Origin of the sequence: Gemmata palustris (assembly GCF_017939745.1) — a bacterium.
Lineage (GTDB): Bacteria > Planctomycetota > Planctomycetia > Gemmatales > Gemmataceae > Gemmata > Gemmata palustris.
The window spans coordinates 6,122,169-6,145,872 of sequence record NZ_JAGKQQ010000001.1 but is presented as its reverse complement, the minus strand read 5'-3'; the positions used below and the strand labels follow the sequence as shown (position 1 = coordinate 6,145,872).

The 23,704-nt window shown below is 62.7% G+C and carries 23 protein-coding genes and 1 tRNA gene; 12 read left to right on the top strand and 12 right to left on the bottom strand.

Annotated elements, in window-relative coordinates:
• Nucleotides 1-55: 55 nt before the first annotated feature.
• Nucleotides 56-862 carry an FAD-dependent thymidylate synthase gene (thyX, locus tag J8F10_RS25545; protein ID WP_390891150.1) on the top strand — a complete coding sequence of 269 codons (807 nt, stop codon included), beginning with the start codon at nt 56-58 and terminating at the stop codon, nt 860-862.
• Here thyX and J8F10_RS25540 read toward each other — a convergent pair.
• Genes J8F10_RS25540 through J8F10_RS25530 form a run of 3 tightly spaced genes read right to left on the bottom strand, consistent with a single transcriptional unit; the run spans nt 849 to nt 2,679 of the window.
• A complete protein-coding gene (locus tag J8F10_RS25540; RefSeq protein ID WP_210658783.1) occupies nt 849-1,451 on the bottom strand; it encodes a hypothetical protein in 603 nt (200 codons plus the stop codon). The genes thyX and J8F10_RS25540 overlap by 14 nt on opposite strands.
• Nucleotides 1,451-1,960: a hypothetical protein gene (locus J8F10_RS25535; protein ID WP_210658782.1), complete on the bottom strand. Its 510-nt coding sequence runs from the start codon at nt 1,958-1,960 to the stop codon at nt 1,451-1,453. The genes J8F10_RS25540 and J8F10_RS25535 overlap by 1 nt, the downstream gene beginning before the upstream one ends.
• Nucleotides 1,957-2,679 (bottom strand): hypothetical protein, encoded by a 723-nt coding sequence (locus tag J8F10_RS25530; protein WP_210658779.1) that lies wholly within the window; start codon nt 2,677-2,679, stop codon nt 1,957-1,959. The genes J8F10_RS25535 and J8F10_RS25530 overlap by 4 nt, the downstream gene beginning before the upstream one ends.
• Before the next feature lie 135 nt (nt 2,680-2,814).
• On the opposite strand from J8F10_RS25530, the gene J8F10_RS25525 reads away from it, so the two are divergent.
• Nucleotides 2,815-4,125 (top strand): SGNH/GDSL hydrolase family protein, encoded by a 1,311-nt coding sequence (locus J8F10_RS25525; RefSeq protein WP_210658777.1) that lies wholly within the window; start codon nt 2,815-2,817, stop codon nt 4,123-4,125.
• A 79-nt stretch (nt 4,126-4,204) separates the two neighbouring features.
• On the opposite strand, the gene J8F10_RS25520 is transcribed toward J8F10_RS25525, so the two are convergent.
• The gene (locus tag J8F10_RS25520; RefSeq protein ID WP_210658775.1) at nt 4,205-5,758 is read right to left on the bottom strand and encodes a hypothetical protein; all 1,554 of its coding nucleotides are present in this window, start codon (nt 5,756-5,758) and stop codon (nt 4,205-4,207) included.
• Nucleotides 5,759-5,962: 204 nt separating this feature from the next.
• On the opposite strand from J8F10_RS25520, the gene J8F10_RS25515 reads away from it, so the two are divergent.
• Nucleotides 5,963-6,877, top strand: coding sequence for an AAA family ATPase (locus tag J8F10_RS25515; RefSeq protein WP_210658773.1), 915 nt, complete (start codon nt 5,963-5,965; stop codon nt 6,875-6,877).
• A gap of 95 nt (nt 6,878-6,972) precedes the next feature.
• On the opposite strand, the gene J8F10_RS25510 is transcribed toward J8F10_RS25515, so the two are convergent.
• Nucleotides 6,973-7,752, bottom strand: coding sequence for a hypothetical protein (locus tag J8F10_RS25510; RefSeq protein ID WP_210658771.1), 780 nt, complete (start codon nt 7,750-7,752; stop codon nt 6,973-6,975).
• Between the two features lie 10 nt (nt 7,753-7,762).
• Nucleotides 7,763-8,746 carry a VWA domain-containing protein gene (locus J8F10_RS25505; RefSeq protein ID WP_210658769.1) on the bottom strand — a complete coding sequence of 328 codons (984 nt, stop codon included), beginning with the start codon at nt 8,744-8,746 and terminating at the stop codon, nt 7,763-7,765.
• A 230-nt stretch (nt 8,747-8,976) separates the two neighbouring features.
• On the opposite strand from J8F10_RS25505, the gene ndk reads away from it, so the two are divergent.
• The 5 genes from ndk to ligA all read left to right on the top strand — a co-directional run bounded on the left by ndk (nt 8,977) and on the right by ligA (nt 12,802).
• Complete coding sequence (ndk, locus tag J8F10_RS25500; protein WP_210658767.1) at nt 8,977-9,423, top strand: nucleoside-diphosphate kinase; 447 nt, start codon at nt 8,977-8,979, stop codon at nt 9,421-9,423.
• 143 nt (nt 9,424-9,566) lie between these two features.
• Nucleotides 9,567-9,857: a hypothetical protein gene (locus J8F10_RS25495; protein ID WP_210658765.1), complete on the top strand. Its 291-nt coding sequence runs from the start codon at nt 9,567-9,569 to the stop codon at nt 9,855-9,857.
• Between the two features lie 97 nt (nt 9,858-9,954).
• Nucleotides 9,955-10,257, top strand: coding sequence for a hypothetical protein (locus J8F10_RS25490; protein ID WP_210658763.1), 303 nt, complete (start codon nt 9,955-9,957; stop codon nt 10,255-10,257).
• A gap of 98 nt (nt 10,258-10,355) precedes the next feature.
• The gene (locus J8F10_RS39255; RefSeq protein ID WP_315854240.1) at nt 10,356-10,676 is read left to right on the top strand and encodes a type II toxin-antitoxin system VapC family toxin; all 321 of its coding nucleotides are present in this window, start codon (nt 10,356-10,358) and stop codon (nt 10,674-10,676) included.
• Between the two features lie 80 nt (nt 10,677-10,756).
• Nucleotides 10,757-12,802: an NAD-dependent DNA ligase LigA gene (ligA, locus tag J8F10_RS25480; RefSeq protein WP_210658761.1), complete on the top strand. Its 2,046-nt coding sequence runs from the start codon at nt 10,757-10,759 to the stop codon at nt 12,800-12,802.
• An 87-nt stretch (nt 12,803-12,889) separates the two neighbouring features.
• On the opposite strand, the gene J8F10_RS25475 is transcribed toward ligA, so the two are convergent.
• Nucleotides 12,890-13,123: a hypothetical protein gene (locus J8F10_RS25475; RefSeq protein ID WP_210658759.1), complete on the bottom strand. Its 234-nt coding sequence runs from the start codon at nt 13,121-13,123 to the stop codon at nt 12,890-12,892.
• A gap of 135 nt (nt 13,124-13,258) precedes the next feature.
• On the opposite strand from J8F10_RS25475, the gene J8F10_RS25470 reads away from it, so the two are divergent.
• From J8F10_RS25470 to J8F10_RS25460, 3 genes are all read left to right on the top strand, one after another.
• A complete protein-coding gene (locus J8F10_RS25470) occupies nt 13,259-13,522 on the top strand; it encodes a hypothetical protein (protein ID WP_210658757.1) in 264 nt (87 codons plus the stop codon).
• A gap of 154 nt (nt 13,523-13,676) precedes the next feature.
• Complete coding sequence (locus J8F10_RS25465; protein ID WP_210658755.1) at nt 13,677-14,879, top strand: MlaD family protein; 1,203 nt, start codon at nt 13,677-13,679, stop codon at nt 14,877-14,879.
• 133 nt (nt 14,880-15,012) lie between these two features.
• Nucleotides 15,013-15,945: an RNA polymerase sigma factor gene (locus J8F10_RS25460; RefSeq protein ID WP_315854162.1), complete on the top strand. Its 933-nt coding sequence runs from the start codon at nt 15,013-15,015 to the stop codon at nt 15,943-15,945.
• Nucleotides 15,946-15,995: 50 nt separating this feature from the next.
• Here the strand turns inward: J8F10_RS25460 and J8F10_RS25455 are convergent, their stop codons facing one another.
• The 5 genes from J8F10_RS25455 to J8F10_RS25435 form a co-directional block, all read right to left on the bottom strand.
• Nucleotides 15,996-18,920: a hypothetical protein gene (locus J8F10_RS25455; RefSeq protein ID WP_210658751.1), complete on the bottom strand. Its 2,925-nt coding sequence runs from the start codon at nt 18,918-18,920 to the stop codon at nt 15,996-15,998.
• 326 nt (nt 18,921-19,246) lie between these two features.
• Nucleotides 19,247-19,333: transfer RNA gene (locus J8F10_RS25450), tRNA-Ser, on the bottom strand.
• 96 nt (nt 19,334-19,429) lie between these two features.
• A complete protein-coding gene (locus J8F10_RS25445) occupies nt 19,430-20,023 on the bottom strand; it encodes a Uma2 family endonuclease (RefSeq protein WP_210658749.1) in 594 nt (197 codons plus the stop codon).
• A gap of 27 nt (nt 20,024-20,050) precedes the next feature.
• Nucleotides 20,051-20,209 (bottom strand): hypothetical protein, encoded by a 159-nt coding sequence (locus J8F10_RS25440; RefSeq protein WP_210658747.1) that lies wholly within the window; start codon nt 20,207-20,209, stop codon nt 20,051-20,053.
• A 450-nt stretch (nt 20,210-20,659) separates the two neighbouring features.
• Nucleotides 20,660-22,888 (bottom strand): S9 family peptidase, encoded by a 2,229-nt coding sequence (locus J8F10_RS25435; RefSeq protein ID WP_210658745.1) that lies wholly within the window; start codon nt 22,886-22,888, stop codon nt 20,660-20,662.
• A gap of 231 nt (nt 22,889-23,119) precedes the next feature.
• Between J8F10_RS25435 and J8F10_RS25430 the strand changes: the two genes are divergently transcribed.
• A complete protein-coding gene (locus J8F10_RS25430) occupies nt 23,120-23,683 on the top strand; it encodes a hypothetical protein (RefSeq protein ID WP_210658743.1) in 564 nt (187 codons plus the stop codon).
• The last annotated feature ends 21 nt before the right edge of the window (nt 23,684-23,704 follow it).

Genomic DNA, 23,704 nt, shown 5'->3' with positions numbered 1-23,704 from the left:
CTCGCACATGGTTGTGCCAACTCCTCACCCCACAGTTTCCACAGTGGATACCGGCATTCGCGTCATTACCGAGCCGTCGGTGTACGTTCTCGGCAAGCAAACGGTGGACGACGCCGAACTCGATCGCTTCCTCGCGGACCACGGCGTGAGCTGGGAGAGCGACAGCGAGGTCGCCGGCGAGGTGCTCACCGAAACGGCCGGGCGCGTGTGCTACATGAGCTTCGCGAAGCCCCGCCCGGGCGGGAACGCGGCGTACCTCACGCACATCAAGGAAGTCGGCCACGGCAGCGTGCTCGAGCACGCCGTGTGGAACTTGCTCCTCACGGGGGTGTCGCGTTCGCTCACGCACGAACTGGTGCGGCACCGCGCGGGGTTCGGGTTCTCGCAACTTTCACAGCGCTATGTGGATGAGTCGGTGGCCGAGTACGTCGAGCCGGACATCATCGCGAACGACCCCGAGTTGCACGCGATCTGGCTCGAAACCGTGAAGCAGTCGCACGCGGCCTACGTCAAACTGGCCGAAGCGCTGAACACGAAACTGGCCGATCCCGCAGCGGCCACGGCTGCAATGCTCCCACCCGATTCGGACCGCACCACCCGGCGCAAGACCGCGCGCCAAGCCGCACGCAGCGTGCTGCCGAACGCGACCGAGACGAAGATTTTCATCACCGCCAACGCCCGCGCGCTGCGGCACTTCTTCGAGCAACGCGGGTCCGCGTTCGCCGAACCCGAGATTCGCAAGCTCGCGGGGGCGGTCCTCGACGTGCTCCAGAAGGACGCGCCTAACCTCTTTGGCGATTACCAGAAAGTTCCGCTGCCCGACGGCACCTTTGAACTCACCACACAGTTTAAGAAGGTGTAGAGGAAGATTTATGGTCTGACTTCTGCTCATTGATAAACGAAGTCAAATCTTCTTCCGATAGGATTTGTACCACAGCGAGATCGGCCAGTTGCCAGCGGATTGCCTCTCGCTGTGTTTTGTTTCCCTTGTTCAGATTCGTGATTCCTGCGTGCCCTTCCCACCCGGTGCGGGTTTCTGGAACGCGATCACCAGCTTCCGTCAGCCGGGTCGCACGCTCCCATTCAACTTCAAGTGGCGGCGTTTGCGGGAACTTCTCTACCGCCGGTGCGATGACAGTGCGAATTTGGTCGATCTTCAGGAATAACACCCAGCGACGTTTTAAATTCGCACCAACTAAAATCCAGGCTTGAGCTACACTGGTCAATGGTTCAAGCCAGACGGAAAGGCGCGGGACGATTTGCTTCTCGTCTTCGGATGACAACTTAAAGAAAGACGGGATCGCCTTCCCTTCTTGAACTCGTCGAAGTGCTTCGGGACTGAGATTGTCGAGCTTGGGTTCATTGCCCATGCGGATAGCGCGTATCCCTCCAGGCACGGGAGTCCCGTCCAGGCCAGGAATAATTGGTTCGGGCTGGGCGTCCGACGGCATCAGTGTTTGCTCGCTACGAGGCGCTCTAAATAGCGAACGATGCGCAAGGGCAATACGTCGTCGGTTGGGTTATCACCGCCCCACACTTCGCCGGTGGTCTTGTTCCGGTAGAACCAGTGGCACGCACCTTCGACCGGAATTTCGACCGACATCTGATGCGCCCCGATCTCCCAGAAATACTCGACAGGTCCATCGGTAATTGCGGCAGCTGCCGGAACGGGCAATGCACCTTCCAAAGAGATCCAAGCAACATGCCAGACAACTTTGGCCCGGTGCGCGAGTGCGGGCGACACGACCGCATCGGTCGCCATGCGCTTCAAGTACGCGAGGTGTTCATCTATCTTGCCTTGGTCGTCCGCGCGCGCGTTCGTGCGACAAAACTGGAATCGCGAAGCCCCCTTAGCTCCGCGCACGACTCGGAATTTTTTCTCTCGGATAGGTTCAGAACTGTGCCGCGACCGGTCCGAGAGGGCGAAAGTGAGATTGTCCTGCCGGGGCCAAGTATTCATGGAGCTTCTCCATCCGGGAACAAACGATCGAACTGTTGATACATGACCTCTGGAGCAGTTGCAAAGAACAGGTCGAGTGTCTCCCGAGAGTAGTCAACAGGGTAATCATCATCGTGTCGATTGTCTGGGCTTCGGTACTTTAATTGAACCCCAATATCTTCGGGCGGCTCGTAGTTTACCATGCGCCCCATCGTGAGCTCGCACGTTACCGGGAACAGCCCCGGCAATTCCGTTTGCGAGTCGCCACGAATTTCAAACTCTTGGGACGCGGCAAAGAACCCGTTCAAGGAGCGAGTTAACCCCAGCTGATCTATCAGACGAGTCGTGGAAGATTCCTCCCAAAGAAGCCAAGTCATTTCAAACCACAAGGAGCACGCTCGTTGCTTGTGAAAGTCTAAGATCAGCGAGAGGAGATCGACCGCCCAGTTCACGCGCTCGGGTATCCATTTCTTTCCCGGACCAGATTCGGCGGGAAAACCGCATTCAACCTTCGCCCTGATGTGATCGACCGTAAGAAATCCCACGCTCCCAAACATGATTTGGAACTCATCCGAGTAGGATTGCTTCCGTCGGGTAAAACCTAACTCGGTGATGTCGTCGATACGGTCGCCGTAGTGATTGAGCAGACGGGCGGCGAGCTTACTTCTCGAGGCGCTCAAATTGAAGCCGACGGCGGTCGCTTCAAACGCAATCGGCATGAATTCACTTGCCTTGAGCACGGTTTCTGCACCTCGCTTTGAGCTTCTCAACTCATTTTACCAAGAACAAGGGCAGCGCTCACCTTTCTTCGGTCCAAATGGCTCGCGACCGGCTACAATCCGCCTCGTGCCACCTTTCCGCACGAGGTTTACCCGATGGTTCGCTTGCTCGCTTCGGCCGCGTTTGTGTCTGCATTTGTTGTCGGACTCGCACCTACTCCACCCACCCTCCGCGCCGCTGACCCCAAACTGGCCGCCGCATCGGGAGAGGGGGCGGCAAAAGACTTCTTCTTCAAACCGAACGACCGCATCGTCTTCCTCGGTGACAGCATCACCGCGCAGTACCAGTATTCGACCTACATCGAGCTGTACCTCACCACGCGGATGCCCAAGGGGAACTTCGCGTTCATCAACGCGGGCATCGGTGGCGACACCGCCAACGGCGGCGCGAACCGGTTTCAAACCCACGTTCTCGCCGAAAAACCCACAGCCATCACGATCAACTTCGGCATGAACGACGGCGGGTACGGCGCGTTCAATCCACAAACGAACAAGGTGTTCGTCGAGAAGACCGCGGCCATGCTCGACATGGCGAACAAGGCCGGGGCGCGTGTCGCGCTGCTCTCGCCCAACGCGGTGGACCGTCGCAACAAGAGCAACGGCAAGCAGTACGTCGAAACGCAGAAGGAGTTCTACGCGCCGCTCAAGGATCTCGCGGCCAAGCACAAGGTGAGCTTCGTCGATCAGTACGCACTCACGCGCGCCGCGACCGACAAAATGGAAGTGGACGACCCGGCGGCGAAGAAGGCCGTGCCGTACTACGACGGGTTCCACACCTCCCCTCCGGGCGGGATGCTCATGGCCCACGCCATCCTCACCGGCCTGAAGGCGCCGGCGCTCGTGAGCGACGTTTCAGTGGAAGTGAAGAGCTCGCAAGCGGCCGGTAAGGGATGCAAAGTGGACGGTCTGGAAGTCACGCCTACGAGCGTAGCCTTCACCCGCACCGACGATGCCCTGCCGCTCCCGGTCCAGAAGGACTGGCTGCCGATGCTGCCGTACACGAACGAACTCAAAGACCTGAACTACTACGGTCTGACCGTGCAAGGTTTGAAGGACGGCGACTACACCGTGAGCATCGACGGTACTGCGGTGGGCAAGTTCTCCGCGGCGGAACTGGGCAAGGGCGTGAACCTCGGTAACGTCACCACCGGCCCGGTGTGGGAGCAGAGCAACAAGGTGCTGCAAGCGATCAACGCGAAGAACGGCATCGTGGCGCAGCGGTTCTACGACGTGGTGATGTTCCAGTTCCCGAACAAGGAGTGGCTGAAGGATCTCGCCGAGACCGCGGCCGAGCGGCGGGCGAGTGAACTGAAGAAGCGGATGGAAAAGATCGATGCCGCGCAAGCCGAGATCTACAAGCTCGCCGCGCCCGTCGCCCGTAAGTTCGAGATCAAGCCGGCTCAGTGACCCACGACCTATGTCGTGCGCTCAACTACTGATCGGAACTGTTCGGCGCGCTGCGTAACCACAGCGCGCCGAACGTGACTTACCGCTTCACCCGCCAATCGACGCGCTCCTTGTAGGCCATCGTCTCGTCCACCAGCGCGAACAATTCAGGGTCGTAAGCCTTCAGCATCTCGCGCGTCGTGATGGGTCGGTCGGCCCCATTCGGAGCGACTCCGGTCCCGACCGCGTCGAAATACGCCTCCACGCCCGCGGTCCAATATTCGGCGCGGTCGCGTGCCGCCGCCGTGCCTTTCCACAACTTCTTGTCTTTGGCCGCGTCGAATAGTGTGGTGAGCTTCTTGTCGAACTCGATGTCCAGTCGCTTCACGCGCAGTTCGTACTGTTGCTTCTCGCGCCGGTTCTCGAACTCCGGGTCTGCCGGGCGCGTCGCGGTGACGTGGTACAGCCCCTTCGCGAACACGCTCACCACCATGCACTTCCCGGCGAACGGCTCGTCGGGCGCTTTGAGCACGCTCTCCTCCGGGACGACCATCAGCTTCAGCGCCGGCGCGTAGTCGAGGTACCGCACGAGATCGAGTTCCGTCTTGTTCTTCGCGCCGGCGAACTCGGGCAGGTCGCTCAGCTTCTCCGTGCGACCGAGGACCACGAGTCGCGCGCCGTCCGCGATCATCGCTTTCAGGATGTCGTGCCGGTACGCGAACATCTTGCGCACGGTATCGTTCGCCGCGAGCAGGGCCGCGTCGCTTACCTGTTTCGACCCCAGCACCGGGAACTCGCGGGCGAATGTGAACTTGGTGTAGTACCCGTCGAACTTGAACCGCGCGGGCGGGGCAATCACGCTCGGCTGCTTGCGCACCGGGGCGTACCGCCAGTCGGTCTCCGGCTTCAGGTTCATCGTCTTCCTCACGAGTTCGTAGCCGTCCGGGTCGTGCTGCTTCAGTTGCTCGCGCGTCGCGATCGGCCCGTGGTTCCAGTTGTTCACGCGGTTGCAGTCGAAGTAGCACTGCGCGATCTCGGCCCAATATTCTGCCGGGTTCGAGGCCGCGTAGGTGTTCTTCCACAAGCCCTTCTCCAGCGCACCCTTGTACGTTTCGCCCAGGCGGTTGCGCCAGCCCACGTCGACGCGCCCGAGGGCCGCATCAACCGTGTGCAGGAACTCGTGGACGCCGATGCTCTCGTCGTCGTACCGGTCGCCCGCGAGGTTCAACAGGTTCTCCTCGCCGAAGCTCGTGACCCCGAGCCCGCCGGTCCCGCGCACGCGCTCGTTCATGTACGCCGGGTTCGGGGTGTTCCGGTACTCCGGCATGTCGGTGTAGACTTGGTCCTTGCCGATGATGATGAGCCGCGTGCCGTGCTTCGCCATCGCTTCCAGTACGTCCGGGCGCCCCGCGAGCATGTGCGTGACGATGTGGTGCGTGCGCACGAGCGCCTCGTCCGCGACCTCGTTCGCCGCGAGGATCGACAGCCCGTTCATGTCGATGTGCTTCTTGTAGAACTTGCGGGCGGCCTCCTTGTCGCCCGCGCGGTACTTGTCGAACACCGCGTCCGGCGGCGCGGCCACCTTGGGCTGGGCCGAAGCACTGGTGAGAAAAAAGGTGACGGCGAGAAGCGCGAATAGCGCGCGGTAACGCATGTGCGGCTCCGGGAGCGAGTAGCGAAACGGTTCCCGGCTACGTTACGCGGGGCGCGCCCGCGACTCAAAGATTTTCGCCCGACTACCGACACTGCGTTCGGCCCCGCGCTGGGTTACAAATTTCTCCGCTCCCCAATTTCCGCGCGCGAACCACGAACCAACTTCAGCGGTCCTGTTCGCGAATTCTCACCCTTCGAGGGCACAATGGTGAACCGTCTCCCGGTCCGCAACGAGTACGGCTACCAGTGGATGATTACCGGGCCGAACAAGTACCAGGTGTGCGGGCGCACGGCCGACGTGCTCCCGGCCGGCGCGTACACCGTGTTCCTCGATAGTTGCGGGCACCCGAACTACCAGGGCCGCGACGTCCAGGCGGACGAACTGATCCACTTCCCGGACAGCCTCCCGGCTCAAGTGCAGAACGAGATCAAGAAGTTCTGGGCGCTGGGCGACCGGTTCGCGCGCTACGGGTACCTGCACCGGCGCGGGTACCTGCTCTACGGCAAGCAGGGGTGCGGGAAGTCGTCGCTGGTCAACCAGATCATCTCGGATGTGGTCGCCGACGGGCACCTCGCGTTTTACTGCCAGTACCCCGGCCACTTTATCCACTGCATGCAGAAGTTCCGCGAGGTGGAACCGACCCGACCGATCGTGTGCGTGTTCGAGGACATCGACGCCATCATCGAGCAGTACGGCGACTCCGAACTGCTCCAGTGGCTCGACGGCAACCACCAAGTCGACAAGGCCGTGAACCTCGCGACGACCAACTACCCGGAGAAACTCGACCGGCGCATCATCTCGCGCCCCCGTCGCTTCGACCGCATCCTGCGCATCGACGCCCCGGACGCCCGGATGCGCGAAGCGTACCTCGCCCGCAAGTTGCCGGAACTCACCGCGACCGAACTCGCGCGCTGGGTTGAACTCACAAACGACCTCCCGTTCGCGGCGCTCGCGGAAGTGGTCATCAGCGTGTGCTGCATGGGGAACGAACTGGAAGAGGCGGCGAAGTTGCTCCGGTCGATCGATGCGCACAACCCGTCGAGCGCCGAGTTCGCGAACACTCCGCCGCAAGACGGGACGAACGAGGACGCTGACGAGTACGAAGATCAGCTGGCTTGAAGACCCGTCACAGATCGCAGGGCCGGAAGTCGTAAAGTCGGGTCGCGATCTGTTCTTCGACTTTACGACTTCCGGACCTGCGACCTGTGACGCTTTTAGTCCCCAATCGCACCGTTCGCCCACTCGATTGCGACGTGAACGTTGTTGAAATCGGGGTCTTCGAGGGTCCCGCGCGGGTGGCACACACCGCCCGGCGGGAGCGCTTCCATTCGGATGCTTTCGCCCTCACTAATCACGCCGCCGAGCGCCTGAAACGCGGTGAAGCGCTCGATCATCTCCGTGACCGCATCAATGTGAGTCGGGCCGACGCCGCGAACACTCAGGTCCGGGCGCCCGTACTGGCGCATCCCGCGCGTGTGGAGCCACGTCGTTTCGGGCTTGTCGTCGTCCGACACCAGGATCACGGTGTGGGCCAGCGGTTGCGATTCGCCCAGCGCGAACACTTCGTCCCGCCACTCGTCGGCGGACCACAACCACAAGCGCTGCGGGTCGTAAACCGACGTCCCGCCGCAATCGAGCAGCCACGAGACGACGCCGATCGCGTCGCGGAAGTAGTCGAGCGTGTTCGGATCGGTCGCAGTGCCGCGAACGACCACCGTGTGCGGGGCACGTTCCGCTTCAGATGCCGTTACCGGCGCGTCGCGCCGGATCTGTTCCCACAGTGGGCCGGACTGGTACTCCGCGGCCTCGGTCGGGGCTTCGGCGCGGGTGAGCCGAACGACCTCCAACCACGTACCCGGGCCGTGGGAGCGGTACTTTAGCGCACTGAACGGCTTGGTCAGATCGAAGTCGCCGAACACCACGAAGAACAGGAACGGGTCACCGCCCCCGGGTACGAAATGCGGGCGCGGCCACGAAACGAGCTTGCTCGGCATGTCGCCTCCGTTATTTCAACTCGCGTGGCTGTTGTACGCCCTCCGCGGTGACAAGTCCGACACAGACCAGGGGCGGTTTCGGAACTGATGACAACACAGGTTTGAGAGTACGGGCGGTCAGGTCGTCCGCGTCCGTGAGCAGCACGATGATGTCGGGGCCGAAGTCGAGCGCGGTACGCACCGCGACGAGGTGGTTGCTCTTCCCCCGCGAGTTCAGTGCCGCGAGTGCGGTGGTCGCGGCGCGGACGTTCGCGTCGGTCGCGGCTAGCGCGGTGCCGTTGGACGCGAGGAGCGGGTAAGCGCTGCTGTCGTAAACAACCACCTGGAACCGCACGGTCGCGGGCTGCTGTTTGAGTGTGGCGACGAGCGCGGCACGGGCCGCATCGAATTTCCCCGCTGCACCCATGCTGCCCGAAGTGTCGAGGACGTACACCACCGTTTGCGTCGGACCCAATGCGCCGTGTATCGCGCGCGCGGCAGATGTACCGGGCTTCGCTCCACTGATGCCGCTCGCGGGCTTCACGTTGGGGTCGTGGACAGCTGATGGAGGCGCGGGGGGCGAAGTCGTGATCGCGCCCGGTTTGCGGATCAGCGCAACAAGTTCGGGCGGAAGTGCCTTGGGCACAGCGGGTTTAAACGGTCCCGCCGACAGCGCCTGATCCGCACTCGTACCCGTTAATGCTTCGGGCGGTTGTGGTGCGGTGGGCGCGGGTTTCGTGGGTGTGATCTCGGGAGTCGTGCTTGGTGGTGTCGGTGTCGGAGGCGTTGGTGGAACCGGCTGTGGCGAGACCTCGACTCCGGCTGCGTCCTCGGTGAAGCGCATCCGCACGTCCGGGTCGGCCGAAGCGCGGGTGTTGATCGCCGCTTCGCGCGGCTTTTGCTCTTCGGAGCGCGACAGAACGAAAAGCGCTATTGCAACGACAACGTGAATGGCAACGGACGCACCCACCGCACTGCGAAACGCGACACGGGTCGAGCGGGAGTGCGGCCTCATGACCCGCGGAATACCGGTGCGCGCGAAAAAAGGGAAGACCGAAGCGAATGGTTGAACGATTTTCCCGGGTTCCAGGTTGAAGACCGAGGGCGCGAAGTTATGGGGCGTTTTGAACCCGGAACTCGGGGTTCGGGAACTTGGAACTCCGTCGTCGGTGGACGAACCCGCGCCCGTTCCGCACCATGACCGGTACGCGACGTTGTGTTCTCCCAAATAAAATGAGACCCGCCATGCAACGAACCCTCATTCTGTTGAAGCCGGACGCGGTGCAGCGCCGGTTGGTCGGCGACATCATCACTCGGTTCGAGCGCAAGGGTTTGCGGCTCGCGGGGTTGAAGTTGGTGCAGGTGTCGCGCGAGCTCGCCGAAAAGCACTACGCCGTCCACAAGGGCAAGCCGTTCTACGAGAGCCTGCTCACGTTCCTCACGAGCGGGCCGACGGTCGCGCTGGTGTGGGAGGGGCGCGAAGCGGTCGCGGTGTGCCGTAACCTCATGGGCGTGACCGACGGTGCGAAGTCGGCGCCTGGCACGATCCGCGGGGATTTCGCGCTGAGTGTGCAGAACAACCTCGTTCACGGCAGCGACAGCACCGAGAACGCCGCGATCGAAATCGCGCTGTGGTTCACCCCGGAAGAGCTGGTCGCGTTCACTTCGACGGACGCGAACTGGGTCGCGTAACAAGGTATTCGCGCCAGCTCGCACAAACCGAACTGCTCCCGCCTTCTGATTGCACCCGCGATCGGAAGGCTTTGCTTTTGGTGCCGCTCCCGGTCGAAAGATGGTGAAGTTGGGGCGGACGTGACATCACAGGGGGCGGAGCCATGAGAAACACGCTGATTGCGGCGCTGGTGACGTTGGTATTTGCAGGCACTGCCAGCGCGGGCGGATTGTCGCCATCGAAAGTGGGCACGCGCGGGACGACCACGCGCACGGCGGTTGTCGATCCCCGTGGTGGGGGCTTTGTTCCGGCCGCTGCGAAACTGCAACCGGTCATCGGTTCGGTTCAGCGCACGGGGCACTTCACCAACCCGTTCACGCACAAGTCGAAGTACACCGGCACGGTCTACAACCCGCTCTCGGGTCAGTTCAGCAAGCAAACTTTCCGCCGATAATCACTCCGTGACGCGCAATCGAGGGCGGCTTCTGGCTCCGAGGAGTCGAGGCCGCCCTTGTGGTATAATGAGGGCGAAGTTTTCGGGAGGGCAACGCATGAGCACAATTCACGGAACGATTCGCGGTGGTAAAGTCGTTTTCGACACACCACCCGACTTACCCGATGGAACGCGAGTGGTTGTTGATCTGGTCGCGCCGAGTGTGGAAGAGTCGCTTCCCGATGATGATGGCAACAGTCCCGAAGCGATTGAAAAGCGCCTCGCGCTAATGGACCAGTTTCAAGCCTGGATGACGCCGGAAGAGTTCGCCGAGTGGGAGAAGATGCGCGCGGAAGATAAGGCGTTTCAACTCAGTCAGTGGGAAAAGTGGAATCAGGAGGCCGCGGAATCGTGGGAGTGAAACGTTACCTCCTCGACACCGGCATTGCTGGAGCGTACATCGCTCGCCGCGATCCGGTTTTCGCTCGCGCCCGGGATGAAGTGTGAAAGGGGAACGTTATCGGTATCTGCGTTCCGGTTCTCGGAGAACTTCACTACGGTGCAGAACACAGTGCATCACGGGAACGAGCACTTCGCGAACTTCGCGCTGCGTTGCCGTCGCTGAAGATCTGGCCGTACGCGAACGATGCCGCAGAAGAATACGGGCGCTTGGCCGCCGAACTACGGCGCATCGGGCGCCCGATGCAGCAGATTGACATCCAGATTGCCGCAATCGCGCTCGTGCTCGGCAGGTGTACCGTTGTCACCACGGATTCCGATCTCTCTGCGGTGCCGGGGCTACACACGGAAAATTGGGCGACCAATTCGCCCGTGGCTTGAACAACTCCCAAGCTTGCTCTCGCCTATTTTTCACGGCACAATCCCGGTGTTGAAACACACACCAACCGAGGTTCCCGCCCGTGGCCAAAACCACTACCGCTTCGCCCGTCGCACCCGCGGACCGGGCGGCCGAACTCCGCAAGCAACTCGATCACCACAACCACCTGTACTACGTCGAAGCCGCGCCGGTCATTTCGGACCGCGAGTTCGACAAGTTGCTCCAGGAACTCGCCGCCATCGAAAAGGCGCACCCGGAACTCGTCACCCCGGACAGCCCGACGCAGCGCGTCGGTGGGGCGCCGATCCCGGGGTTCAAGCAGGTCACGCACAAGGTGCCGATGCTGTCCATCGAGAACAGCTACGACGAGGGCGACTTGCGGAAATTCGATGCGGACGTGAAGAAAGCCCTCGGGCCGAGCGCGGTTGTGGAATACGTCGTGGAACTGAAGATCGACGGCGTGTCGATGTCGATCACCTACGAGAACGGCAAGCTCGCGTTCGCGGCCACGCGCGGTAGCGGAAGTGTCGGCGACGACGTGACGCACAACGTCAAGACGATCGCCGCCATCCCGCTGAAACTCAACACCGCCAACCCGCCGACAATCTTCGAGGCGCGCGGCGAAGTCTACATGACCCGCAGCGAACTGGCCCGAATCAATTCCGAGCAGACCAAGAACAAACAGGAGCCGTACAAGAACGCCCGCAATCTCAGCGCCGGTACGCTCAAACTGCTCGACCCCCGCGAGTGCGCGAAGCGGAAGCTCAGCATGTTCGCTTACGGGTCCGGCGCGATCGACGGACTGGTCATCAAGAAGCAATCGGAGATGCTCGCGAAACTCAAGGAGTTCGGGTTCCCCGTGAACCCGCACGAGCGGCTGTGTGCGAGCATTGATGAGGTGATCGCGTACTGCAAGGAGTGGGACACGAAGCGGAAGGAGTTGCCCTACGACACCGACGGCATCGTGGTGAAGGTGAACGATTGGGCGCAGCGCGAGCGGATCGGGTACACGGCGAAGGTACCGAAGTGGGCGCGGGCGTTCAAGTTCGAGGCCGAGCAGGGGACGACGAAGCTCGGCGCGGTCGTGTTCCACATCGGGAAGTTCGGCGAGCTGACCCCGGTCGCGACGTTCGACCCTCCGGTGCAACTGGCCGGCACCACGGTCACGCACGCGAGCATGCACAATGCGTCGTGGGTCGCGGAGATGGACGTCCGAATCGGCGACACGGTCGTGGTCGAGAAAAAGGGCGAGATCATCCCGCAAGTCGTGGACGTCATCAAGGCCGACCGCACGGGTGCAGAGCAGGTCATCACGTGGCCGGAGAACTGCCCGGAGTGCGGCGGACCGGTCGTCAAGCAAGAATCCGCGAGCAGTTACAACTTCATTTGTGGTAACTCGGAATCGTGCTCCGGCGGGATGTGGAAACGACTCGAAGGCTACGCCCGCAAAACGCGAATGGAGATTGATGGACTTGGCCGCGAGGTCGCGATTCAACTCGTCGAATCCGGGCTGGTGAAGTCGGTCGCCGACCTCTACCGGTTGACCAAGAAACAGCTCCTCGCACTGGAGAAGTTCGCAGACACCAAGGCTCAGAAGCTACTCGACGGGATCGCTGCGAGTAAGGACCGCGGACTGGCTCGACTGCTCCCGGCGCTGGCGATTTACAGCGTCGGCGAGAAGATGGCCGACGACCTCGTCGAAGAGTTCCCCGATGTCGACCTCATCATCGCCGCGAAGCCGGAAGATCTGGCACGAGTGAAGGGTTGGGGGCCGGAGCGGGCAAAGTACCTGCGCGCGTACTTCGACGGCGAGAACGGTCAGAAGCTCATCGCGGAGCTGAAAGAACTCGGCATCAAGATGACGCACGACAAGAAGGCCGCGCCGGTCGGCGGGCTTCCTCTCGCGGGCAAGACGATCGTGGTTACGGGTACGCTCGTGAATTACGACCGCGTTAGTATCGAGACCGCGATCAAGGACGCGGGCGGGAAGGCGAGCGGGAGCGTGTCGAAGAAGACGGATTTCCTGCTACTCGGCGAAAACCCCGGTAGTAAGCACGCCAAGGCAAAGGAGCTCGGGGTGAAGATCATCAACGAGGACGAGTTCCGCCAGATCATTGGCGCGGGGTGAACCGAGTCGTCGAAACGTCGAGGGGGCGCAAACTTTGCGCCCCCTCGACGTTTAATCATGTATGCGACCGACGGCGGTGCTTCGATTTCACGCTCGGGCGCGGTCGGGTTCGGTCACCCGTTGCCAGGAACGCTTTGTCAGCCCGATGAGCCACCATCCACTCACCATGCCGAGTACGTATACGCTCCCCACGAGCAGCGGCAGCGGTACGTCCCAGTTCCACGACCACGCATTCACGCGCGTGACGCTGGAGTTTTCGTAAGTCAGAACGCCGAGAACAGCGATCAACGCGATCAGGAACAAGCCGCTAATGAGCCGCATGGTTTTCTCCCGAATAGGGATGAGGTTTTCGCCAATTCGACGCTCACGGTGATGCGAACGGAGTGCCGATCCTTAAATGTGGCACCCCATTCGCATGTTTCGGTCTGTATTCACCCCCACGCAGTGGAGTCGCTCATGTCGAGGAATTCCGACGACGCGACCGATTTGACAATCAATCTGTTCCAGGAGGTGGTACAGCCACCATCGATCGACCCCGCGTCTTTGCGGCGGGCGATGCGGTACGGGGCGCGCGCCCAATCGCAATATCGGGGTCGGGAGTTCTGTGACGTGGAGACGGAACTTCAGGCCGGGTGGTTTCTTCGGGGAGAAACAGCGGAATGGGAGTGGGTGCGGGCGGCCGTGTGCATTGGTTACGAGCAGGGGCCAGAGGAAGTGTGAACGTCAGTGCTTGGTAGTACGCACCTGATTTCACGATCGGCGGCGTGGTTGTCCACGCCGCCGATCGTCTTTTCTCGCCGAAGTACAACGGTAATCCGCGGGGCGACACGTCGAAGAGTATAATGCCGCGGAACCAATTTCGGGGAGCTGTGTCGTGTCGCAATCGCTTTCGCGCTGGCAGGCGGTCACGTTAGGGTTGGTGGTGGTCGCCGCGCTCGCTCTGGGCAGTTACGGCGTCGCGCGCATCGCCGACAAACAAGGATTGTGGGCCGACACCGTCGAAGTTACGGCGGGGTTCCCCGAAGCACACGACGTTACCCCGGGTACGCCGGTGCGCATCCGCGGCGTGGACGCGGGGCAGGTAATTACGGTCGAATATCCCGATCACGACGGCCCCGGCGCGGAAGTGACCGTCCGAATGCGCCTGCAAGCAAAGTTCGCCAGCCGATTGTACTCTAACGCTTCGGCTCAGATCCACGGAACCGGGATGCTGGGCTCGAAGGTTATCAGCATTCAACCCGGCGACCCGAATAAAGGGGCTCTCGCCGACGGCCGGCTCCGGGGCGTGAAGCCGTTCGCGCTCGAAGACGCGATCGCCGAAGTGCGCGACCTGGCGAAAGAAGCGAAGGGCACCGCTTCCGAGGTGAAGTTGCTCGCTTCGGAAGCACGCGAAACCGTGGCGGCGGCGAAGGGATTCATCAGCGGCGTCGAGGAGAGCAACGGCACGTTCGCGAAACTCATCCGCGACGACGATTTGTACGAGGACGCGCGCGGAACGCTCGGTGACTTGCGCAAGTTGGTCGGCCGAACGGATAAGGCCGTGGGCACGATGGAAAATGAGATGGGCAATCTCCGCGGGTTCGTCTCCGACGGCCGCGATACACTGAAGTCCGTGAAGCAGGGAAGTGAAGCGCTGAGCAAACTGCCGATCGTGCGCAGTTACGTCGAGGACTCCGTGGCCCTGCTCGTCCGCCCGACGATGTCCCGCACGCAGATGCTTTATCAGTCCAAAGACGTCTTCGAGCCCGGTACCGCCACACTCACCGGTGACGGCCGCCGACACCTGGACGGCGTGGCGAGCACTCTCAAGGGAAACAAAGCGGCCGGGTCCGAAATCGTCGTGGTCGGGTTCCACGACCCGAAAGATAAAGTGACGACGTCCGCTGTTGCACAGGAGTTAACCAAGAAACAGGCCGAGGTGGTGGCCGAGTACCTGAAGGCCGCCGGTGCCCACAAACTGGGCGCCTTTTCCCGGCGCAAGATCATTCCGTTGGGAATGGGAATGAATCTCTCGCCCACCGACCCGGACCCGAACGCCCCCTCGAACGTGCAGATATTGATGTTCACACCGCGGTAAAAAGAAATTGCGAAACTCAAATCCCGGGCGCGGAAAGAGACGAAAATAGTGTGGAGGCGCCCGGCCCGCGCAAGCCGTTTCCGGGCGCGTAGAATGTCCTTGTCTTGAGATTCATCCGCTCCCTGGATTGGCCGTGATTGCACCCCCGGAACTGCCGCCGCTCAGCCCCGCGGACAAGGGCCGCGTCACGCTGCTCTACCACTTCGCGCGGCTCCAAATGCCCGCAGTCAAGCTCTCCGAACCGGCGTTCCTCACGCACCTCCAGCGCACGCTCCGCATTTTCCTCCCGAAGGCCCCCGGCCCGCTCTCCTGGGCGGGGTACCTGGAGGGCCTGTACGCGGTCGATTGGCTCGTCTGCGTCGGGTGCCTGGACGGGCAGAACGCCGCGTGGGAGGCGCTGTTCAACGCCCGCACCGGGCGCAGTGATTGCCTGCTCGTGGACGCGCTCCGCGCCCGAGCGGTGCGCCTCTACCCGCGCAACGAAGAGCGCCAGGACACGGCCGTAACGGAGTTCTGGAGCAATCTGATCGCGCCCGAGAGCGAGGGCACGCTCCCCGTGCTCGCGCGGTACGACGGCCAGCGCCCGCTGGCCCCGTGGCTGATCCGCGTGTTCCAGAACTGGCACCTCTCGAAGTTGCGCCAGACCACCGGTGTCACGGCCCTCCCGGACGATGAAATCGCGCTCCCGATGGACGCGCCGAAGGCGAACGGTTCGGACCGGTGGCACGAGACGTTCGTCTCCGCGGCGCGCGAGTGGCTCGGCACCATTGATGACGACGAGCGCCTGCTGCTCGGCCTCCGGTGGCGGTACCGGTTGAGCCAGCGCGAGGCCGCGAAGCTGTTCAATTTGAACGAGGGCACGCTCACCCGGCGCACGGACAAGCTCCGCGACCGTGCGCTCGAACACGTCGGCGGAAAGCTCATTGCCGAGGGCTGGGCCGGTGACGATTTGGAAGACTTCGTTTTAACGGAACTCGGCGCGCTGCTCACCGACGATCCGCGCCTGAGCGCCGATCAACTCGGGCGCCTCCTCGCCGCGAAGGGCAAGGCGCTTCCCGCGGAGTGAACTTTGACCGGATGACGTGCTGAAGGAATTGGCGCGGCCCGCCCGCCGAATCACCACCGGCTCGCGCTCGGGCTGGTGCTACCGACGGGCACGGGACCGATGGTCAACGGCGCCCCGTAGATCGTCTTCCACCCCAATTCCACGACCGGCCAGATCGTCACATACGCCTGCGGCGCACCGTTGGGCGGTACGAGCGTGATTCCCCCGCCCTCGCGCTGGTGGTTCTCGGGCAGACAGTTGATGCGCGAATACGGGTCCGCCTCGGACGGGTCCGCGAGGAAGCGGCGCCCGTCCACCGCGACGATGCAGTGCGAAATCAGCCCGTGCCCGCCCCACGACCAACACGCTTTCACCAGTCCGCCGCGCTTGCCCGCGCTCGAATACGCCGGGAACGCCGGCACGAGCCGCGCTTCGCCGGCCAACCGCGCACGCACCTGAGTTTCGATCGCCGATTTGGTGTCCGCATCGAACACGCTGTGATTGTCTCGCAGAAACGCCAGGTCGTCGGGCGCGAGCGCGGCCGTCGCGTCGATCTTTTGCTGGATACTGGTGATCCGATCGGCCCGCGCCAGCAGTTCCTGAATCTCGCCCAGACGGTCCGCGAACGGCGGGTAGTTGGCGAGGGCCGCGCTGTGGGCTGCGAACTGCTTGCGGAGCGCGAACACGTCGCGGGCCGCGAGCGCTTCGGCGATCTTGCTCCATTTCTCGAGCCGGTCGCGGGCCAGAGTGAGCCGGGCGCGGAGTTCCTCGCGGTCGGCCCGGTCGCTGAGTGCCTTGCCGTGCTCGGACCACAGCGCGAGCCACCTCTGGTCCTGTTTGTCCACGCGGAGCTCTTCGGCGTCGATGCGCGCGAACCGGTCGAGCAACTGCCGCCGCTGAGTTGCCTTCTCGCCCTCGGCGTACAGCGCCGGGTTCACGCGCTCGAGCCGGTCCGCGAGCCGCGGGTTCTTCTCTTTGAGCTTGTCATACGCGGCGGCGATCGCGCGGTCCGACGGGCGCGGGCGGTCGATCGCGCGCTGGACTTCGGCCATGAGCCAGAGCCCCTCGGACCCCTCGCCGGCGCGGTTCGCGTGCGGGTGCGGGTAGCCCGCGGGCAACTTTTTCGCGGCCGCAACGACGGCGTCTTCGGGACCGCCCTGTTCGGCCTGTTTGATCGCGCGTTCGAGCGCGTCCACGAGCGCGACCCGCTCGCGCGCTTCGATCGCGCGGTGAGCGAACGGGATCGCCTCCGCGCACCCGGCGAGCGCGGAACCGTTTCCCCAGGCGGTGAGCAACTGGGTATCGTTCTCGTGGGCTGCGGCATTCGGTAAGCGCCGGAGCCGCTCCAAAAGCGGCCACCAGCGGAGCGCATCCGTTCCGCGCTGGCGGTGTACTTCGGTCACGCTGGGGTGCAACGGCCCGGCCGCGAGAACGGCTTGCCATGCTTCAGCAACCTCGCGCTCGGTCTGCGGGGATTTGGCGAACACGCGGAGGAAGGTGTCGGCCGCTTTGATGCGCGTGCGCCACCCGGCCGCGGCCGCCTCGTAGATCCGCGCTTCCGCAACGGTCGCGAGTTTCGGGGCGTGGGCGTCCCAGAGTTTCACGAGTGCCCGACCGTCCCCCGGTGCCGCGACCGCGGCCTTCAGCTCGTTAAGCAGGGGCACCTGTTCGGCCGCGGCTTTGGCCCCCGTAACGAGCTTCGGGTCCGCCCAGTCGTCGATCAGAGCCGCCTGGTACGCGGTTACGGCCGCCCGGGGGTTGCGATCATCCAGGGCCTTCTTTACCGCGTTGCGCGCGGCGACGCGCTTGCGGGCGCCCTCGTACACGGGCTTCACATCGGTCGGCAGTAAGCGCCCGGTCGCGAGCAGCCGTTCGCCCTCGCCCGCGATCTTCACCCAATCCTTGACCCGCGCCGCGCACAGTTCCCTCAGCGCGCCGACCGGGTTCACCCGGTCCCAGAGGTCCACGGGTACGTCCTTACCGGTTTTCTTGAGGCGCTCCGTTTCGGCCTCGATCTGAACCCAGTCGCGCGTGCCCGCCCCGGCGAGCTTCCGCAACCGGACGAACGGATCGAGCGTGAACGGGGGGATCTTGTTGAACGGCTTGTCGAGTGATTCCCGCAGTGCCCGTGCCCATCCGCTGATCTCGGGATCTTTGCACGCGATCAGGTCCGGCCACAGTTCCGACGCGGCCGGGTGCTGCATGTCGGCCGGCGTGAACAGCAGGTTCTCGTTATCGGTCTTGAGCACGTACTTCGCGTACAACTGCGGGTCGGCCACGATCGCGCGGAGGGCGATGAAGATGACCCACGCCGAGAACTGGTCGAGGGTGCTGCCGAGGCGCTCGACGGCCCGGGCCGGGTGCTGGTACGCGGGCTTGCCGAATTCGAGTTGTTCGAGCTTCTTCGTCGGGTCGGCCGGGTCGAGCGCGGGCACGCACATGCCGTCGTAGTCGACCAGCACCGGCGCGTCGCCCACCACCATGATGTTGTCGTGCTGGAGGTCGCCGTGCGCGATCTTCGTGCTTCGGAGCTGTTCCGTGAGGGCGACCCAGCTATCGGCCATCTTTCGGACGTCCGCGAGGCCGGGCCCCTTGCGCTCGACGGCTTGCCGCACCCACTCGCCGAGGGACACGCCTTTGACCCAGGCCATCGTGAGCGTGGGGTACCACAGCTTCCCGACCCGGATTCCGTCCGCGTGGTACCGGAACTTGACCACGCACGGCGGCTTCTTGGGGCCGAGCGTGAGTTCGAGGTAATCGGAAACGGCCCGGTAGCGCCGCGCGCGGTCCTCGTTGGGGAAGTTGAACAACTTGAGCGCGACCACGCCCTTCGGCCCGGTCATCTTGTACACGCTGGCGAACGCACCCGACCGCGCGCGCGGAACCCCCATCGGGCTGCGCTCCGCCCGGCTCTGGCGCAGGTCCGGGTCGCGGAACGCGGTGTCCGGGTTCTGGAGCGCGTCCTTGTAGTCGGATTGGGTCGGCCAACTTGCCATAGCGATTAGGGGCTTCCTCTATCGGTCTCTACGGGGCACGGAGCCGCGAGCGGGAATAGAACTCGGACGGGCCGGTGTCGTACCTTCTCCTCGTGCTGTGTTGGGAACGTGCGAACGGTGCGGTACTCGCCACCGGGTGACGGGATCGTTGGAACAGGGTTTAACGTAAGGTCCGGTTCTGGCGATCGCAAGGGATTTCGTGCCCGGAGACCGTGTTCTGTGCGGAACGTGTCACGGACGAATTATGATTCTGTGAAGTGGGACTATGAACCCGGCGAAACGGGTTCGCGGGAATGACATCGGGGCGCGTGATGTGAACCGTCAAGCGGAGAGGGAGGGATTCGAACCCTCGGTACGGTTTCCCGTACACAGCATTTCCAGTGCTGCACAATCGACCACTCTGCCACCTCTCCGTGGCGCACTCACCCGGCACCCGAAAGTGTCTGCAAGTTCGCTCGTTTAATAAGCATAGTGGACGCGGCGCCCCGCGACAACGCGGTGGTTCGTGTTCACGGCAGAAGATCGCTAACCCGGATCGATGCGCCGGGGGCCGCGAGCGGCGAAACGGTGTCTGTGGGTGCCAGTGTCGCGTGCGAGCCGTAGGCCGTGGCGTCTAATCCGGCGGCGAGAGGCGCCGGGTTGCGGAAGACGTGGAGTTGTCGGTTCGCCACGTCCAACACCCAATATTCGGGGACGTGCGCGGTCGCGTACAGTTCGGCCTTCGTCGTGAGGTCGTTAGACAGGGTTGCGTCCGCGACTTCGACGATCAGGGCCGCGACGGTCGGGTGATCGGTGTAGTCTCGTTTCGTGCCCGGAATTACGGCCACGTCCGGTTGTGGTTCCGAACCAAAAGCCAAGCCCAACACCGAGAACGGTTGCTGGACGTTGATCCAGTAGTCTGGTGTGAAAGCAACCCGGAGTATGTCCGTGACGAGTCCTACACCGAGCGCGTGGGGCCAGTTGATCGGACTCATTTCGACGACCTCTCCGAAAATGAGTTCGACCCGCTTACCGTCGAAGAAGCCGCGGTTACCGAGTTCGTAATACTGCTCTCGGGTCAACCGGCGCGAGCGTTCCGATGATGGGGGTGGGTTAGCAGTCATATGAGCCTCCTCACCGTGAGATTAACGTCACTGCTTGCCGAGTGCGAGGTCAACAACCCAGCACCCGCGGACGTGTGTCAGCGACGTATCGCGGCAGTGAGAAAGAATGTCGGCGTTGTCGCAGCCGGCGTCCTGAAGTGCGTCGGCCAGGATCGGCATCGCGCTGAAGTCGCGTGACTCGTACATTACACGAGCAAGTGATCCGACAGTTCCGGTACGCCACGATGGAGAAAATGGTCCTGAATGTGTTTCAATATCGTTAAAAAGAGATTGAAAATGGCTCAGCCAATAATCTCGCTCCTGGGTTGGTCGGGCGAGTGCGCCTGCCGCGGTGTGTAGTAGTCGTTCGTAAAGTTGATCGGGCGGTGTTCTACCACAAAGGTGAATCCAACACACCATGTCGGCTGCAACTTTCGCGTCCTCCGTCATTCGCAGGTGATAGAGGTGCGCACCGCATTGCGAGATAGCAGCCGACCAGTCATCGCTGGTTGCGTTCCCGTCAGCGAGTTTTTCTGCGACAAGAAGAGCCCGCCGACATGAATAGTCTGGGAAGAGGTGCGCCACCGTCCACGCAATGGCACACCCTTTCAAGAGCCGTTTTCGTCCCGAAATCTCACTCCGAATCACAATTAATCCTCACTTCGGTTCGCCCAAGTGAGTTTTGAAGAACGTGGCGGTCTTCGCCCACAAGCGCTCCATCACCACCGGGTCGGACGTGTACATGTGCGTGACGCCCGGTAACGGCAGTGATTCAAAGTCGCGGCCGGCACGGAACAGTGCGTTCGAGAGCTTCAGCGTGTGGCGGTAGTACACGTTGTCGTCCGCGGTGCCGTGGACCAGCAACAGCGGGCGCTTTAGGTCTTTGGCGAGCGGGAGCAGGCTCGCGTCGTCGTACTGCTTTCTGGATTCGGGAAGTAAGCCCATGTAGCGCTCGGTGTAGTGCGTGTCGTAGTCCTCCCAGTCGGTGACCGGGGCGCCCGCAACAGCGGCCTTGAACACTTCCGGTGCGCGGAGCACGCCGTTCGCGGCCATGTACCCGCCGAACGACCACCCCACGATCCCCACGCGGTCCTTGTCCAATTCCGGGAACTTGGCGCACAGGAGGTTCAGCCCCTTCACCTGATCTTCCAAGGGCACGGTACCGAACTTCTGGTAGATGCTCCGCTCCCACTCGCGCCCGCGGCCGGGCGTTCCGCGATTATCAACCGCGACCACAACGAACCCCTGATCCGCGAGCCATTGCGGGACGAGCCAGTTCCGCATCGCCTGGACAACGTGCAGGTGCTTCGGCCCGCCGTACACGTCCACAATCACCGGGTACTTTTTCTTCGGGTCGAAGTTGCGGGGCCGCACGACCGCGGTCCAGTAGTCGCCGACCTTCTCGATTTTCACGTTCAGTTTGATGTCTGGTTCGATCGCGACGGACGGTAACTCGCCCAGCGCACGATTGCCTTCAAACCCCACCACGGATTTCGGCATCTGCTGAAGTGTGGTCGTGGTCTGAACGCTAATGTTGATGTCGGGTGAGTAGACTGCTGTGCGAATACCTGGAGCGGCCGTGCGGTCGATTTGCGCGATTACCGAGCCGTCCGGCCGGTTGGTACCGACGGCCCACAGCTTCGACTGTGACGGGTCGTCCGTTGCCTGAATGAGCAAGCCGCCTGTTTTCTCATCGAGCTGAGCAATGTCTGTCACTTGAAGGTCGGACGGGGTGATGAAGCGCGCCGGCTTCTCGGAAGGCCGTGTGAGATCGAACAGGGCGAGCCGCGCGTCGCCGTCATTTTCTGTGATCCACAAAAAGCGGTCACTATCGAGCCACCACGGGAACGACCCCCGTAAGTTGGTCCAGGCCCCGGGAGTGTCGTCGTTGAGTAGTAACTTCAGTTCCCCGCTTCCCGGTTGAACCTGATACAGTGCGATGTTGTTTTGCTTGCGGCTCTGAAGTTGAGCGGTCAATCCGCCCCGCTTGTCCCACTTGACTGCGGCCAAATACTCGTACTTCTCACGATCCCACGCGACCCATTCCGTCTTCCCGCCCCCAACTGGAACCACGCCCAATCGCACGCTCACGTTCTTCTTGCCCGGGCGCGGGTAGAACTGCTCGGCCGGTTTCGCGTCCGGTTTGAACGGGTCCGCGACGAACCACGTCTCGACGCCGGTGTGGTCGGCTTCTTCGTAAGCGATGTGCTTGCCATCGGGCGCCCACCAGTACCCGGTAAACCGCCCCATTTCTTCTTGCGCCACGAACTCGGCCAGTCCGTGCGTTTTGATCGCGGTGCCGCCCTTCGTGACCGCGGTCTCTGTGTTTGTGGCGAGGTCGCACACGAACACATCGAACCCGCGAACATACGCGACCTTCTTCCCGTCCGGCGACCACTTCGGATCGACGACCGAGCCGCCCTCGCCGGTCTTCAGTTGGGTGACCTTCCCGGTCGCGCGCTCGTACACGAACAACTTGCCCGATAGCGGCAGAAGAATGTTCGTCCCGTCTTTGTCGAAGTGGAAGTCCGCGAAGCCGCCGGCGGAGAGCCGCATCCGCTCGCGTCGGGCCTTCTCCTCGGGCGTGAGGTTCTCCGCACTTCCTTTGAGCAGCGACTCCGGAGAGAGAATTTCTTTCGTCCGCGCGGTCGCGACATCGAACTCGAACAGCTTGAGCGTGGGCTTGTCGACCTCGGCGCGGAGGAACAGCACCGTCTTGCCATCGGGCGCGATTTTGGGGTTTTGCGGGCGGCCCAACATGAACCGCCGCGTCTCCGCGAACTTCTTCAGGAACGACGTGTCCACGGATTTACTTGGGGTAGGGTCGGCCGCGTGCGCGAAGGCGGCACTGGATAGGGTTAGGGCGAGCGCGATGGTGGTTTTCATGGCTGACAGGATACCACGCCGCGTGTCTGGCGCGAATGAATGTCCCGGCCGCCGATTGCCCGTGTTCTGTCGTTTTTTTCGGTTGTGAAGCTTCGTTCGATTGGGCAGATTGCGGGTTTTCGTTGACTCCTCCCCGAACTTCTCAAATCATCAGGGTGTTCCAACGAATGCCCGGGTAGCAGCGCTCGATTTTCGTCAGGGTGCGAGCGGAAATCTCCGGCGGAGACCATTATGGAAACGATTTTCTTGGTTTGTGCGGTTACGGGCGGCACGCTCGTTGTTTGTCTGCTTGTTGCGGGGATGATCGGGTTCGGCGGCGATCACGATACCGATCACGACACGGGTCACGATACCGCCCACGACGGGCTGCACGAAAAAGGCGTTAGTAACTGGTTCTTCGGGATGTTGTCCGTTCGGACCCTCACGTCCGGGCTGCTGTTCTTCGGTCTCGGTGGGCTGACGGCGCGCTATTACGGGGCGAGCGAACTCGCGGCCTTCGGCGCGGCCCTCGGTTCGGGCGCAGCCACCTTCTACCTCGTCGCGACCGCGATGAACACGCTGAAGCAACTCAAGGCCGACGGCACCGTTCGCGTCGAGCGCTCGGTCGGCTGTACGGGTACCGTGTACCTGCGCGTCCCCGGCGCGAAAGAGGGTTCGGGGAAAGTTCACCTCGCGCTCCAGAACCGCACCGTTGAGTGCCAGGCGATGACCGCGGGCACCGAACTCGCGACCGGCAAACCGATCAAAGTCGTCGCCGTAATCAACTCGGACACCGTTGAAGTCGAAGCGGCCTGATGCCGCACCCAACCGGAGTTA